At 67.8% G+C, this 15321-nt stretch carries 12 protein-coding genes; 8 read left to right on the top strand and 4 right to left on the bottom strand.

From position 1 onward, the window contains the following. Nucleotides 1-129 precede the first annotated feature (129 nt). The 7 genes from C507_RS0115245 (at nucleotide 130) to C507_RS0115275 (ending at nucleotide 9555) form a co-directional block, all read left to right on the top strand. Nucleotides 130-1173, top strand: a complete 1044-nt coding sequence (locus C507_RS0115245; protein WP_018700578.1) for an ABC transporter substrate-binding protein — start codon at nucleotides 130-132, stop codon at nucleotides 1171-1173. Nucleotides 1174-1385: 212 nt separating this feature from the next. Continuing rightward, nucleotides 1386-2267, top strand: coding sequence for an ABC transporter permease (locus C507_RS0115250; protein ID WP_018700579.1), 882 nt, complete (start codon nucleotides 1386-1388; stop codon nucleotides 2265-2267). A gap of 39 nt (nucleotides 2268-2306) precedes the next feature. After that, on the top strand, nucleotides 2307-3524 hold the full coding sequence (locus C507_RS0115255; RefSeq protein WP_018700580.1) for a quaternary amine ABC transporter ATP-binding protein: 1218 nt from the start codon (nucleotides 2307-2309) through the stop codon (nucleotides 3522-3524). 146 nt (nucleotides 3525-3670) lie between these two features. Then, nucleotides 3671-6304 (top strand): DUF3772 domain-containing protein, encoded by a 2634-nt coding sequence (locus C507_RS0115260; RefSeq protein WP_156829339.1) that lies wholly within the window; start codon nucleotides 3671-3673, stop codon nucleotides 6302-6304. 26 nt (nucleotides 6305-6330) lie between these two features. Beyond that, the gene (locus C507_RS0115265) at nucleotides 6331-6855 is read left to right on the top strand and encodes a CAP domain-containing protein (RefSeq protein WP_018700582.1); all 525 of its coding nucleotides are present in this window, start codon (nucleotides 6331-6333) and stop codon (nucleotides 6853-6855) included. Between the two features lie 81 nt (nucleotides 6856-6936). Continuing rightward, nucleotides 6937-8586, top strand: a complete 1650-nt coding sequence (locus C507_RS0115270; protein WP_018700583.1) for an AMP-binding protein — start codon at nucleotides 6937-6939, stop codon at nucleotides 8584-8586. Between the two features lie 18 nt (nucleotides 8587-8604). Beyond that, nucleotides 8605-9555, top strand: coding sequence for an endonuclease/exonuclease/phosphatase family protein (locus tag C507_RS0115275; protein ID WP_026319136.1), 951 nt, complete (start codon nucleotides 8605-8607; stop codon nucleotides 9553-9555). Between the two features lie 69 nt (nucleotides 9556-9624). On the opposite strand, the gene C507_RS0115280 is transcribed toward C507_RS0115275, so the two are convergent. The 4 genes from C507_RS0115280 to C507_RS0115295 form a co-directional block, all read right to left on the bottom strand. Next, the gene (locus C507_RS0115280) at nucleotides 9625-9957 is read right to left on the bottom strand and encodes a c-type cytochrome (protein ID WP_018700585.1); all 333 of its coding nucleotides are present in this window, start codon (nucleotides 9955-9957) and stop codon (nucleotides 9625-9627) included. A gap of 164 nt (nucleotides 9958-10121) precedes the next feature. After that, on the bottom strand, nucleotides 10122-11804 hold the full coding sequence (gene phaZ, locus C507_RS0115285; protein WP_018700586.1) for a polyhydroxyalkanoate depolymerase: 1683 nt from the start codon (nucleotides 11802-11804) through the stop codon (nucleotides 10122-10124). A 334-nt stretch (nucleotides 11805-12138) separates the two neighbouring features. Next, nucleotides 12139-12975, bottom strand: coding sequence for an ABC transporter permease (locus tag C507_RS0115290; protein ID WP_018700587.1), 837 nt, complete (start codon nucleotides 12973-12975; stop codon nucleotides 12139-12141). A 9-nt stretch (nucleotides 12976-12984) separates the two neighbouring features. After that, nucleotides 12985-13767 (bottom strand): ABC transporter ATP-binding protein, encoded by a 783-nt coding sequence (locus C507_RS0115295; RefSeq protein WP_018700588.1) that lies wholly within the window; start codon nucleotides 13765-13767, stop codon nucleotides 12985-12987. Nucleotides 13768-13884: 117 nt separating this feature from the next. On the opposite strand from C507_RS0115295, the gene C507_RS0115300 reads away from it, so the two are divergent. Continuing rightward, nucleotides 13885-15264 carry an ActS/PrrB/RegB family redox-sensitive histidine kinase gene (locus tag C507_RS0115300; RefSeq protein WP_018700589.1) on the top strand — a complete coding sequence of 460 codons (1380 nt, stop codon included), beginning with the start codon at nucleotides 13885-13887 and terminating at the stop codon, nucleotides 15262-15264. Nucleotides 15265-15321 lie beyond the last annotated feature (57 nt).

The raw sequence follows: 15321 nt of genomic DNA on the forward strand, positions 1-15321 counted from the left end.
CGCTGAGCGCATCGCCCGTCCATGTGAACGCATGGCTGGGCCATGCCTCTTTTCACAAGCCAGTTGGACGGATCGTCCTGCGCGCCAGCCCGGCGCCGCGGATGTCGATCCGCGCCAAGGAGGATATCCGTGCTGAACCACGCCCTCGCCAAGATCGCCCTTGCGGCACCGCTCGGCCTTGCCGCGTTCGCCGCGCCGGCCATGGCCCAGGACACCCCGGTCTGCGAGATCGACCGCCCGGTCGTCTTCGCCGGTCTGGACTGGGATTCCAACTCCTTCCACAACGGCGTCGCCAGCTACATCATCGAGAAGGGCTACGGCTGCCAGACGGACTCCATTCCCGGCTCCACGATCCCGCTGCTCAACGGCATGGCCCGCGGCGACATCGACGTGACCATGGAAATGTGGATCCCGAACGTGCGCGACGCCTGGGAGCAGGCTGTCGAGCGCGGCCAGGTGAAGTCGGTGGGCATCAACTTCCCCGACGCCACGCAGGCCTGGTTCGTGCCGAAATACCTGGTCGAGGGTGACGATGCGCCGGCCGCCGGCCTGAAGTCCGTCTCCGACCTGCCGAAGTTCAAGGACGTGTTCGAAGATCCGGAAGAGCCGGGCAAGGGCCGCTTCTACAACTGCATCCTCGGCTGGGGCTGCGAGGTGATCAACACCAAGAAGCTTCACGCCTACGGCCTGACCGACAGCTACACGAACTTCCGCCCGGGCACCGGCGCGGCGCTGTCCGCGGCCATCGAGAGCTCCATCCTGCGCGAACAGCCGATCGTCTTCTACTACTGGGGCCCGACCTGGGTGCTCGGCAAGATCGGCGACCAGGTCGTCGCGCTCGAAGAGCCTGAGTACAACGAGGAAATCTGGACCAAGCTGAACGAGGCGGCCAACCCGGAAGACGTGACGGAAGCCACGGCCTACCCGCTGGTGGAGGTCTCCCTTGCGGTGAACAACAAGTTCGCCGAGACGGCTCCGGACCTGATCGAGTTCCTGTCCAACTACGAGACCACCAACGCCATGGTCTCCAAGGCGCTGGCCTACATGCAGGACAACAACGCCACGGCCGACGAGGCCGCCGAGCACTTCCTGAAGGAAAACCCGGACATCTGGACGCAGTGGGTTCCGGCGGAAGTGGCGGAGACCGTGAAGGCCTCGCTCAACGGCGGCTGATCGGGCCCGCGCGAACCGGGCACGATGAACCATCGGTCCGCCAATGCGTTGTCGTGTTGCCACGCAGTGCGGCAGCAGCCGGGCGGCGGATCGCGCATCGACACCTGTGATGACCTGGGGGCCGGCCTCGCCGCCGGCCCCTTTTTTGAGATCCGGACCCCACAGCACGCAGGCGTTGCGGGACGAACCGGGCCAGTAAGCCAGAGGCGAACATGAACCAGGAAGCCTTCTTTCTCGGCGAAAACGTCGGCCGCGCAATCCGCGGTGCCACCAACGACTTCGTCACCTTCCTGGTGGTGAATTACGGCAACTTCTTCGAAGCCATTTCCGACGCGCTCCTGACGGTGCTCGTGGCACTCGAGCAGGGACTGCGCGCCGCGCCCGCCTGGACCATCATCCTGCTGATCGGCATCCTTGCCTACGCGGCGAGCCGGCGCATCGTGCTGTCGCTCGCCATGATGCTGGCCATGTGGTTCATCGGCACGCTGGGCCTGTGGGAACAGGCCATGCAGACGGTGGCGATCATGCTCGTCTCGGTGGGCATCGCGATCGTGGTCGGCGTCCCGCTCGGCGTCCTGTCGGCGCGCTCCAACACGACCCGGACGATCCTGAATCCTATCCTCGACCTGATGCAGACGATTCCGAGCTTCGTCTATCTAATCCCGGCGGCCATGCTGTTCGGCCTCGGCAAGGTCCCGGCGATCCTCGCCACCGTCATCTACGCGACGCCGCCGCTGATCCGCCTCACCGACCTGGGCATCCGCCTGGTCGACAGCGAGGTCGTGGAAGCCAGCCGCGCCTTCGGCGCCACGCGCTGGCAGATGCTGAAGGGCGTGCAGATCCCGCTGGCGCTGCCGTCCATCATGCAGGGCATCAACCAGACCACCATGATGGCGCTGGCCATGGTCGTGATCGCCTCGATGATCGGCGCGCGCGGCGTCGGCGAGACGGTGCTGCTCGGCCTGCAGCGCAACGATTCCGGCCAGGGCCTCGTCGGCGGCATCGCCATCGTGATCCTTGCCGTGGTGTTCGACCGCATCAGCCAGTCGATCGGCCAGCGGGCCCAGGCCTATCGCAACGTCGCCAACTCCTGATCCCACCCCGCCAAAGCAGAAGACCACAAGGACACCGAGATGGCGCTGATCGAAGTCGAGCACATCACGAAGATCTTCGGCCCCGACCCCAAGAGCGCGCTGGCGCTGGTCAAGCAGGGGATGGGCAAGGACGAACTCCTGGCGGAAACCGGGCACACGCTGGGCCTGCACGACGTCTCCCTTTCCATCAAGAAGGGCGAGATCTTCGTGATCATGGGGCTGTCGGGGTCCGGCAAGTCCACCCTGATCCGGCACTTCAACCGGCTGATCGATCCCACCGACGGCCACATCGTCGTCGACGGGACCGACATCATCGGCCTGAACATGCACGATCTCGGCGAATTCCGCCGTCGGCGCATGAGCATGGTGTTCCAGCGCTTCGGTCTGATGCCGCACCGCACCGTCATGGAGAATGTCGGTTACGGGCTGGAAGTGCGCGGCATGAAGCGCCGCGAGCGCGACGAGCACGCCCAGCGCTGGATCGACGCGGTCGGGCTCTCCGGCTTCGAGCACCAGTATCCGAGCCAGCTCTCCGGCGGCATGCAGCAGCGCGTCGGCCTCGCCCGGGCCCTGGCGACGGACGCCGAGGTGCTCTTAATGGACGAGGCCTTCTCCGCGCTCGACCCGCTGATCCGAAGCCAGATGCAGGACCAGCTGATCTCGCTGCAGGCGGAGCTGAACAAGACCATCGTGTTCATCACCCACGATCTCGACGAGGCGCTGCGGATCGGCGACCGGATTGCCATCCTGAAGGACGGCCGCCTGTCGCAGGTGGGCACGCCCCCGGAGATCCTGCTGCAGCCGGCGGACGACTATGTGCGGGCCTTCGTGCGCGACGTGAACCGCGCGCGGGTGCTGACGGTGGACGTGATCATGAACGCCCCGCAGTACCGCATCACCGAAGAGAACCTGGAGCGCGCGCTCAGCGACATGCGCCGCAGGGGCGCGGAATACGGCTACGCGGTGGAGGGAGACGCCTATCGCGGCTTCGTCACCCAGGACGCCGTGCAGGCGGCGCTTGACGAGCCCAACGGAACGAAGACGATCTGGGACGTCGCCGAGGATCTGCCCGTCCTCAAGGAAGACGACCGGCTCGAGGTGGCGCTGCCGACCACGCTGGCCGCGGAATATCCCGTCGCGGTGGTCGACAACGAGGGCCGGCTGCGGGGCGTCGTAAGCTCCGACGGCATGTCCGACGTGCTGACCCCGCCCGAGGAAGAGGACGGCGACGAGGAAAAGCCGGTCGAACGGGCCTGAGGAGGGCCGGCCGGCTGCCTTGCGTGTCGGCACGGCCGACGGGCTGCCTTATCCACGCCGCGTTCTGTTGCAGGGTGCGGACGCAACCGGTAGCCGCGCGTCGCCGGGACCGTCATTCTTTCCGGCACCCAGCAGATGGCCCGGCCGTGCGACACACACTTCGCCATATCCTGAGCGGCCTCGTGGTGGCGGCGGTTCTCGCCACCGGGCTGTCGGCTGCGACCGCGCAGACCTCCACGACGGGACAGGTCTCTCCCCTCACCTCGCCGATCACCGGCACCTTCCGCGGAACGCCCGGGACCGGCTCGGCAGATAGCCAGCCAGAAGCGGACTCGTCGACCGAGAGCGATGCCACGCCCAGCCAGAAGCCGGCCGAGCCGCCACCACCGCCCGCGACGGTGGATCCGAACGACCAGGCGCTCGTGGACGAGTGGCGCGCCGAACTCGATCGAATCGCCGAGCAGCTCGCCTCCGAGGACATCGGCGACCACGCCCTGGTCGAACATCGACGCTCGATCATCGAGCTGCGCGACACCATCAACCCGCTGACCGAACGGCTTCAGCCGAGGGCAAACGCCCTCACCGCGCGGCTGGAAGAGTTGAGCCTGCCGGACGAGCAGAGCGCGCTGGAGCCAGCCACCCTCAAGCAGGAACGTGAACTGCAGACCCGCCTTCTGGTGGCCCACGAGGCCATTCTTAAGCAGGCCCAGGCGACACGGCTGCGCGCCGACGAACTCATCGCAACCATCGAGGAACGGCGCCGGAAGCTGTTCGCCGAGCAGGTCGGAGAACGGCGGCGCAGCATCCTCAACCCCAATCTCTGGTCGGATATCGTCTCCGAACTTCCTCGGGCCGCGGTCAGCCTGAACCTGCTGGTCGACGACTGGACGACACTGATCCACAACCGCGCCGGGGGCACGTCGGCCGCGGCCATCATCATCCTGCTGATCGCCAGCCTCATCGTCGTCGGTCCGGTGCGCCGCTTCCTCGACCGGCGGACCAACCGCAACCCGGACGCCACCAACGTGGCGGCGCTCCCGCGCGTCACCCATGCCTCGGCCATCGCAACCGTCACGGTCGGCATTGCAGTGACGTTGCTGGGCGGCTTCATCCTGCTGCTCGATGCCTTCGACCTGTCGCCGCAGCGCATCGACGAGACGCTGATCGCGGCCTTGCAGTCGGTCGCCCTGTTCGCCGCGGTGCGCGGGCTGAGCCAGGCGATCATCGCGCCCAGCCGGCCGACCTGGCGCTATCTCGCGGTGGGCGATGAAGCCGCCGCCGGCATCATGAAATGGGTGCTGGTCTACGGCGGCATCTTCTCCGTCGGGCTGTTCATCGTGAACATGTCCGACGTGCTCGCCATGCCGCTGCCGGTCATCCAGGGCCTGCAGGGCATATTCGCCGTGCTCACTGCCATCGCCTCGATGGGCACGCTGCACGCCATTGCGCGCGGGCTGAACGAGGAGACCGACAGCGCCGAATCCAGCACGGTGGAGGTTTGGCGCTGGCTGCTGCCACCCGCCTGGCTCACCGCCATCGTTGCCGCGCTCGCGCCGCTCGCCGGCTATCTCACCCTCGGCTGGTTCCTCGTCGGCCAGTCGGTGTGGGTATCGGTGGTTCTCAGCGTGCTGTTCCTGGCGCTGGCCTTCACCGACGAGACGATCAGCGCCGGCTTCCGGTCCGGCACCACCGTCGGCAACATCCTCTCCGGAAACCTGCGCTTCCGCACGGCCACCATCGAGCAGTCCGGCGCGGTCCTGTCCGGCATCATCAGGATCTTCCTGATCATCGTGGCGGTGAGCGTGATGCTCGCGCCGTTCGGCCTGAACAGCGATGATCTGTCGAGCGCGCTGCGCCGGCTGGCGACGGGCATGAGCATTGGCTCTGTCACGATCTCGCCAACGGCCATCGTCGGCGCGCTGGTCGTGTTCGTCATCGGCATGCTGGCCACCCGGGCCTTCCAGCGCTGGCTGGACACGCGCTTCCTGCCGCACACCCGCATGGACATCGGCCTGAAGACGTCGGTGCGCACCGGGCTCGGCTATATCGGCGTGATCTTCGCCGGCATGGTCGCGTTCTCCATCGCCGGCTTCAACCTGCAGAACGTCGCGATCATCGCCGGCGCGCTTTCGGTCGGTGTCGGTTTCGGCCTGCAGTCCATCGTCAACAACTTCGTTTCCGGCCTGATCCTGCTCGCGGAGCGGCCGATCAAGGCCGGCGACTGGATCGTCGTGGGCGCCGAACAGGGCTACGTGAAGCGCATCAACGTGCGCTCCACGGAAATCGAGACCTTCGACCGCTCCACGGTGATCGTGCCGAACTCCGACCTCATCTCCGGGGTCGTGAAGAACTGGATGCACACCGACAATTCCGGCCGGGTGATCATCGACGTGCGGGTGCCCTTCGACATCGATCCGGACATGGTGCACGATCTCCTGCTGGAGGTCGCCCAGGCACATCCGAACGTGCTCGCCTACCCGGAGGCGAAGGTGTATCTCTCGGACTTCGGCGAATCGGCGCTGGAGTTCCAGATCTTCTGCTATCTCGGCAACGTGGACTACATCCTGAGCGCCAAGTCCGAGCTGCGTTTCGCCGTCTACCGGACCCTCCGGGAGAACGGCATCTCCATTCCCTACACGCGCCGCGACGTGCACCTGACGGAAAGCCGCGCGGGGCGCCAGACGGATGGCCGGGGCGGCGCGCAGTCTGCGCCGCACGATACCAACCCGTCCGCCGAACCGATCTCCGACGCGCCCGACGGGGACGGCGCCGAGATATAGCCGACCCCTTCCCCGAGGACCTGCCGATGCCCCTCCGCCGCGTTTCCCGCATTCTGGTGCTTGCCGCGCTCGCCGGCCTTGCCGCCTGCGCCCAGCCCACCGAAAAGCCGGCCTTCTACCAGGATCTCGGCTCGCCGACGGCCCAGGTCGATCCGACCGCCGCCCTCGGTCTGATCAACTCCTACCGGCAGAACAACGGGCTCGGCGCGCTCACCGTCGACCCGGCGCTGAATGCCATCGCCCAGGAACAGGCCAATGCGCTGGCCGCCCGCGACAGCGTGCAGCTGTCGCTCTCCGGCGAGCGTGCCATCAAGGCGCGGCTGGAGGCGGCCGGCTATGCGGCATCCAGCGCCGTGGAGAATGTCAGCGCCGGCTACCGCACCACGGCGGAAGCCTTCTCCGGCTGGCGCGAGCTGAAGACCCACAACGCCCACATGCTCGACCCGGATGCGACCCGCTTCGGCATCGCCACGGCGTATGCGCCGAACTCGAAATACAAGGTGTTCTGGGCGGCCATCTTCGCCGCGCCGGCCTCGGCCGCGGTGGACTGAGCACCACCCCGATTGCAGTCGCGCGGGTCCGTTCCCATAGTACGCCGCCGGCCGGGCGGAGAGAACGAAAGGACGGACCCCGTGACGACGCTTGCCCCTGCGGCGGACTATGACAGCCTGGTTGCCGGTTTCCGCTGGCAAATCCCGGAGCATTACAACATTGCCGCCGACGCCTGCGACGCGTGGGCCCGGCGCGATCCGGACCGGCGCGCGCTGATCGAGTTCGGCCCGGAAGGCACACGGCGCGAGCTCAGCTACCGCACGCTTGCCCGGCTCTCCAACCGGCTGGCCAACGCGCTCACCGCCAAGGGCATCGCCCGCGGCGACCGGGTGGCCGTGTTCCTGCCGCAGGTGAGCGAAACGGCGGTCGCGCACCTGGCGATCTACAAGATGGGCGCCGTCGCGCTGCCGCTCGCCGCCGTGTTCGGACCCGAGGCGCTGCGCTTCCGGCTGGCCGATGCCGGCGTGCGCGCCCTGATCACCAACCGGGCCGGAGCGGAGAAGGTCGCCGGCATCCGCGACGCACTGCCCGCGCTTGGCCTGGTCGTCTCCATCGACGGGACGGAGAGCGGCGCGGAGGATTACGGCACCCTCGTCGACCGGGCCTCCGACCGGTTCGAGACGGTGGACACCGGCGCCGACGAGCCGGCGATGATGATCTACACCTCCGGCACGACGGGACCGCCCAAGGGCGCGCTGCACGGCCACCGAGTGCTGCTCGGCCACATCCCGGGCGTGCAGATGCATCACGATTTCCTGCCGCAACCGGGCGACCGGATCTGGACGCCGGCCGACTGGGCCTGGGCCGGGGGGCTCCTGAACGTGCTGCTGCCGGCGCTGAAGCTCGGCGTTCCCGTCGTGGCGCGCCGCTTCGACCGGTTCGACCCGGAAGAGGCCTGGCGGCTGATGGTGGACGCGGAGGTGCGCAACGCCTTCATCCCACCGACGGCGCTCAGGATGCTGAAGGCCGCGCCGCCACCGGCTGGCGTTGCGTTGCGCTCCATCGGCTCCGGCGGCGAAAGCCTCGGCCGCGGCACCTTCGACTGGGGCCGGGAGACGCTGGGACTGACGATCAACGAGTTCTACGGCCAGACCGAGTGCAACCTGGTGCTCTCCTCGTGTGCCGCCATCGGCGTCAACAAGGGCGGCGCCATCGGCCGCGCGGTGCCGGGCCACGAGGTCGCCGTCGTGGACGCGGACGGTCGCGAGGTCCCCCATGGCACGCAGGGCACCATCGCGGTGAAGGCGCCGGACCCGGTGATGTTCCTGACCTACTGGAACAACGACCAGGCCATGGCCGACAAGTTTCGCGGCGACTGGCTGATGACCGGCGACCAGGGGACCATGGACGACGATGGCTACGTCACCTTCGTCGGCCGCGACGACGACGTCATCACCTCGGCCGGCTACCGGATCGGCCCCACCGAGATCGAGGACTGCCTTGTGGCCCATCCCGCCGTCCAGCTGGCGGCGGTGGTGGGCAAGCCGGACGCCATCCGCACCGAGATCGTCAAGGCGTTCGTGCTGCTGCGCCCGGACGTGGAACCGGCGGAAACGCTCGCCAGCGAGATCCAGGGCCATGTCCGCGACCGCCTCTCCGCGCACGAGTATCCGCGCGAGATCGAATTCGTGGAAGAGATGCCGCTGACCACCACGGGCAAGGTGATCCGGCGCGTCTTCCGCGACCGGGTGCGCGACGAGGCCCAGTCACCCGATCACGGCACGGACTGAGCGGCCGGGGCGACCATGATGCGGCTCGCCACCTTCAACATGGAATCCTTTGGAGGCGACCGGGCCGGCGACAGCGAAACCGAGGCGCGCCTCGCACCCATGCGGGAGCGGCTCGTCTCGCTCGACCCCGACATTCTCTGCCTGCAGGAGGTGAATGGCCAGCGCCCCGTCGGCGGCGGCGAGCGCGTGCTGGCCGACCTCGATGCGCTGCTTGAGGGCACGCCGCTTGCGGATTTTCACCGCGTCTCGGCCGGGCCGGACGGGCCGGTCGGCGACCGGCACAACCTGGTGACCCTATCGCGCCTGCCCGTCACCGCCCACCGCAGCCTGCGCCACGACCTGGTACCGCCGGTCTCCATCCGGCTGCCCACCGCCCCGGACGATCCGGTCGACGTACGCTTCGACCGCCCGGTGCTCCAGGCTTGCCTTGCGCTCGCCGACGGACGGACGCTGGAGGTCTTCAATGCCCACCTGAGGGCGCCGCTGGCCGCCCCCGTGCCCGGCGAGAAGCTCGACGCGCACCGCTGGCGCAGCGCCACGGGTTGGGCGGAGGGCTATCACCTGGCAGCGCTGAAGCGGACGGGACAGGCACTGGAAATCCGCCACGCCATCGACCTGCTCCTGGACGCGGATCCCCGCGCACTGATCGCCGTGGCTGGCGATCTGAACGCCGATCTGTTCGAGACCCCGCTGCGCATGCTGATGGCGCCGGTGGACGAGACAGAGACCCCGGACCTGGCCGACCGGGCGCTGGCGGCGGCTGAAATGCGGGTGCCGGCCGAGCGACGCCATTCCGCCCTGCACGCCGGCCGGCGGCAACTCCTCGACCACATCCTGATGTCGCAGGCGCTGGCGGAGAAACTGGCGGGGGTCGACATCGAGAACGACGCCCTCATCGACGACACCGACATTCCCAACGGCTTCCGGGGATCGCTGCACGCGCCGGTGTGGGCGGATCTCGATCTCTGAGGGAGCGGTCGTCCTGGCGCGTTTCCTGCCGGTGAACCGGTCTCCACTTCACCGGGAAACGCTCTGGCGTCACTCCGACCGAAGCGAGCGGATATAGGCCACGAGATCGGCGATCTCATCGCGCGTCAGCGCCATGTCCGGCATGACCGGATGGGGATTGGCGAGGAAGGCGGCGAGGTTGTCCGCCGTCAGGGTTTCGGCGGCGGCAATCTCGGTGAAGGGCGGCACGTCGGCGCTGCCGCTGGCCTGGGCGGCATCGGCGATGTGGCAGGCCGAACACCATTGCCGCGCCAGAAGATGCCCTTCGGCGACGCTTCCGGCGGCAGCGACCGGGGAGCCTGTCGCCAGGAGGACAGCAAGGCCGAGGAACGGGCCGGCTGCGAGAGCTTTCCTGACGAACATCGCGGACCTCTCAGGAAGACCGCGCGGCCGGTCGTGGATCACGGCTCACGCGGCGGATGGCTTCGGGACGGCCGCCTGAGCGACCATCCCGAGACAATCACGTCCGGATCCGCGATCCCCTGATCTCGATCAAGTGCTGATGGAGGCACTCACGGGACGGCGCCTCAGGCGTCGATCTTCGCCTTGACGCTCATTGCCGCCGCCTGGCCCACCCAGTCGTCGCGCCGGATGCGGCCGGGGAAGGCCAGCACGCCATCGATCTCCTCGATGGCGGCGTCGGAGAGGGCGGCAAGCTGGGAGAAGTGCCAGATGCCCATCTCGTTGAGGCGCTGGGCGAGACGCGGACCGATGCCCACGATCTTCGTCAGATCGTCGGCCGTCCCCTTGGGCGCGGACAGCGCCAGATCGGAGAGCGCCACGGCGGCCGATGCCATGGCGGCGACGGGAGCCTGTGCAGCCTCAGCGGCAACCTTGGCGGCCGAGGTCGCGGCCGGCTTGCGCGGGGCCGGCTTCGCCTTCGGGGCAGACGCCTGCTTTTTCGCCGCGGCCGGCTTCGGGTCGGAGGCCGCCGACGGGGCGGCCGGCGCCGCGCCATTGGCCTTTGCAGGGGCCTTCGAGGACTGCTCGTGGGTCTGGATGAAGTCGGCGATGCGCGGGCAGATTTCCGAGCGATAGCGGGAGCCGTTGAAGACGCCGTAGTGGCCGACGCCCGGCTGCTCGTAGTGGCCGCGCTTGTCGTCCGGCAGGTTGGCCGCGAGACGGTGCGCCGCCTGGGTCTGGCCCACGCCGGAGATGTCGTCCTTCTCGCCCTCCACGGTGAGCAGAGCGGTCCGCTTGATGGCGCCCGGGTTCACCAGCCGGTCGCGGTGCATGAAGGTCCCGTTGGGAAGGTCGTGCTTCATGAAGACCTTCTCCACCGTCTGCAGGTAGAACTCGGCCGTCAGATCCATCACCGCGAGATATTCGTCGTAGAAGTCGCGGTGCTTCTCCGCGGAATCGCCGTCGCCCTGCACCAGGTGGTGGAAATAGTCGTGGTGCGCCGTCATGTGGCGATCGAGGTTCATGCTCATGAAACCGGTGAGCTGCAGGAAGCCCGGATAGACTTCGCGCATGAAGCCGGGATGCGGAAACGGCACCCGCATGACGACGTTGTGGCGGAACCAGTTCAGGTCGTGCTGCTTGGCGAGATCATTGACGCCGGTGGGATTGACCTGCGTGTCGATCGGCCCGCCCATCAGCGTCATGGAGCGCGGCGCGTACGGATCATCGTCCTCCTCCATCAGCGCCACGGCCGCGAACACCGGGACCGCCGGCTGGCAGACGGCCATAACGTGCGTGTCGCCGCCGAGGAAGTGCAGCATGGAGATCACGTAGTCGATGTAGTCGTCGAGATCGAACAGCCCGTCGGTGAGCGGCACCATGCGGGCGTCGATCCAGTCGGTGATGTAGACGTCGTGGTTCGGCAGCAGCGCCTCGACGGTGCCGCGCAGCAGCGTCGCGTAGTGGCCCGACATGGGGGCGACCACCAGCACCTTCGGGTCGTTGCGCCGGCCCCGCGGCAGGGCACGGGCGAAGTGCAGCAGCCGGCAGAACGGGCGTTCCCAGACGATTTCCTCGCGCACCGACACCCGGGTGCCACCGACGGTCGTCTCTTCGAGCCCGAATTCCGGCTTGCCGTAGCGCCGGGTCATGCGCTCGAACAGCTCGCTGCCGGCGGCGAGGCTCTTGCCGAACGTGGTGTGGGACAACGGGTTGAGCGGGTTGCGGAAATAAAGGCGCGTCGCGTCGGCTGCCGCCCGCCACGGGCTCAGCGCGGCATGATTCAGTTCGTAGAGTTCATAGTACACGACGAGATGTCCCGTGGTCGAAGATCGCGGCGACGCGCGGCCGGAGCCGTCCAAAGCCGTTCGACACGATCGATTTCATGATCCAGCGCCCGGCAAGGACACGGGTTTTCAAGCTGTCCTCGCGAGACCTGGTGCAATGCCCGCTCGCAAACCTCGCGATTTCGCGCCGCAGCAAAGAATAGCGGTTCGAAAGTAAGCTCCGCAAGCCACACCCAGTCTGCCATGCCTGGCTTGCGGGAAGCTGAGTGCGATCAAGGCGATGGACTGGGTGCACCCGGCGGCGGCCGGTCCGGGATGCACGGCGGATGCGCAGGACGTGCGAATCAGGTGGGCATCATTCGCCCAGCGACAAGAGCGAGCCGACCCGGCGCGACTGGTTGAACAGCCGCACGAAGATGGTCACGGCGAGCGCCATGTAGAGCGCGTTCAGGCCGAGCGCCCAGGCCATCAGGTCGGCCCGGAAGACGCCGTCGATCAGAACCGCGCGCATCCCCTCGAACACGTAGGTGGGCGGCAGCATCCAGGAGACGGTCTGCAGCCAGCCCGGCAGCACCGCGACGGGATAGTAGACGCAGGTCAGCGGCAGCAGCAGGAAGGCGATCGACCAGGCCAGCGTCTCCGCGCCGAGCCCGTGGCGCAGCACCAGACCCGACACGGCGATGCCGATCGACCAGCTCGTCAGGATCAGGTTGACGAAGAAGGCCACCAGCACCAGCCCGAGAGACCAGAGATTGAAGGAAAATAAGGCGTAGGCCATCAGCGTGACGGGCACCATGCCGATGGCCAGCCGGATGACGCTCATGGCCATCAGGGCGGCGAGGAATTCGCCGGGCCTGAGCGGCGACATCATCAGGTTGCCGATGTTGCGCGCCCACATCTCCTCCAGAAAGGAGATGGAAAAGCCGAGCTGGCCGCGGAACAGGATGTCCCACAGGAGCACCGAGCCGATCAGCACGCCGCCGGCGCCGGCAACGAAGCCCGTCTGCTCATCGAGATAGAGCTGCAGGAAGCCCCACATGAGCATCTGCACCGTCGGCCAGTAGACGAGTTCCAGAAGCCGCGGCCAGGAGGAGCGCAGGAGATACCAGTAGCGCAACACCATGGCAGAGGTGCGCGCCACGGAGATGGACCTGTAGCGGGCCTCGCCATGGCCGGAGGTGGAGTAGAGCATGGCGATCTCCTATTCGACCGGCGTGGCCGAGCGGCCACGGGCGACGTCGAGGAAGACGTCCTCGAGGGTGTCGCGGCCGTAGCGTTCGATCAGGTCGTCCGGCGCACCGCGGTCGACGATCGCGCCCGTGCGCATCATGATCACGTCGTCGCAGAGGCGTTCCACCTCGCGCATGTTGTGGGAGGCGAGCAGGATGGTCGCGCCGCGCTCGCGCCGGTAATCTTCCAGCCGGGTGCGGATCCAGTCGGCGGTATCGGGGTCGAGCGAGGCGGTGGGCTCGTCGAGAAGCAGGACCTCCGGCATGTTGACCAGGGCCTTTGCCAGGCTGACCCTCGTCTTCTGCCCCGCAGAGAGCTTGCCCGACGGCCGGTCGAGAACCTCGACGAGATCGAGCGCCTCGGCGAGTTCCGCCACCCGGCCCCGCACATCGGCGATGCCGTAGAGGCGGCCGAAAACGGTCAGGTTCTGGCGAACGGTGAGCCGCATGGGCATTTCAACATAGGGGCTCTCGAAGTTGATCCGGTGCAGCACGCGGTGCCGCTCCCGCGCCATGTCGTGACCGAGCACGCGAATGGCGCCGGAGGTCGGCAGCACCAGCCCCATGATCATCGCGATCGTCGTGGTCTTGCCGGCGCCGTTGCCGCCGAGGAGCCCCGTGACCGATCCGCGCGGGATGGCGAAGGAGATTCCATTGACGGCGCGAACCCCGGAATATGACTTTATGATTGCGTCGACCTCGATCACCGCCTCGGCGGCGGGGCGCCGTGGCGCGCCTGCGACAGTCGTGTCCATGAAACCGCCTTGTAACCTCTTGTCGATTGCGGAGCGCACCGCCCGGCGATCGACGCCGAACCGCCAACCGGCAGGCCGCGGGATCCCCGGTCCAATGCCGGAGATGAGGCGCCTGCCATGACCGCTCCCGTTTTGCTCGATGGTACGCCGGCCTTCGGCCAGCGCAACGTTCGTCTCGACACGCTGATCCGGCTGCGCTGGCTGGCCGTGTTCGGCCAGACGGTCACCGTTCTCGTCGTGGCGTTCGGCTTCGGCTTCCCGCTGCCGCTCGGCGCCTGCATGCTGCTGATCGCGGCTTCCGCCTTTCTCAACGTCGTTCTCAGGCTCCGGTTCTCCTCGAGCCGGCGCCTGTCGGAGCCGAACACCGCGATCCTGCTTGCCTTCGACATCCTGCAACTTGCCGGGCTCCTCTACCTGACCGGCGGTCTGTTCAATCCGTTCGCCTTCCTGATGATCGCGCCGGTGATGATCTCGGCCACCGCGCTGCCGCCCCAGAAGACGGTGCTGCTGGCGAGCCTCGTCCTGGTGATGGCGACCCTGCTGGCGATCCACCATTTCCCGCTGCCCTGGTATCCCGGCGAGCTTCTGGAGCTGCCGCTGCTGTTCGTGGGCGGCGTCTGGCTGGCCCTGACCTGCAGCCTGGCGCTGATGGGCGTGTTCACGTTCCGCGTGGCGGAGGAGGCTCGCCAGCTGGGGGACGCCCTCGCCGCCACCGAGCTGATCCTGGCGCGCGAGCAGCATCTGAGCGCGCTGGACGGACTGGCGGCCGCGGCGGCGCACGAGCTCGGCACGCCGCTGGCCACCATCGCCCTCGTCTCCAAGGAGCTGGAGCGCGAGATCGAGCCGTCCTCGCCGCATGCCGAAGACATCCATCTCCTGCGCAGCCAGACGGACCGCTGCCGGGAGATCCTGCGCAAGCTCACCACGCTTGCCAACGAGCCCGACGGCCATTTCGACCGCATGAGCCTCGCCCAGCTCATCGAGGAAGTGGTCGCGCCGACCCGCGATTTCGGCATCGAGGTCGACGTGACGCGTGGCGGCACCACGGGTCGCGAGCCGGTGGTCGCGCGCAGCCCCGCCATTCTCTACGGCCTCGGCAATCTCCTGGAAAACGCGGTCGATTTTGCCGAAAGCCACGTGACGGTGACCGCAGAGTGGAGCGAGAGCGAGGTCTCCATCACCATCGAGGACGATGGGCGCGGTTTCTCTGAGACGGTCCTCGACCGGTTGGGCGACCCCTACGTCACCAGCCGCGCCACGCGGTCGTCGGGCGGCGGCCTGGGACTCGGCTTCTTCATCGCCAAGACGCTCCTGGAACGCACCGGTGCCCACCTCGCCTTTTCCAACCGCCGTCCGCCGGACCGCGGCGCCGTGGTCAAGGTGCACTGGGACCGGCAGGCGGTCGACCTCGGCCGGTTGCCGGGAACCGTGGACGGCCGCCCGGCGGACGCGGACGACGGGGACAGATCTTTGCCCGACGCCGGTGCGTACTTATAAATATGACAAAGGAACCGTACGGATGGGCCGGCATCGCTGCCTATTGGCGCAACGCCC

The organism is Amorphus coralli DSM 19760, assembly GCF_000374525.1.
GTDB classification, from domain to species: Bacteria; Pseudomonadota; Alphaproteobacteria; order Rhizobiales; family Amorphaceae; genus Amorphus; species Amorphus coralli.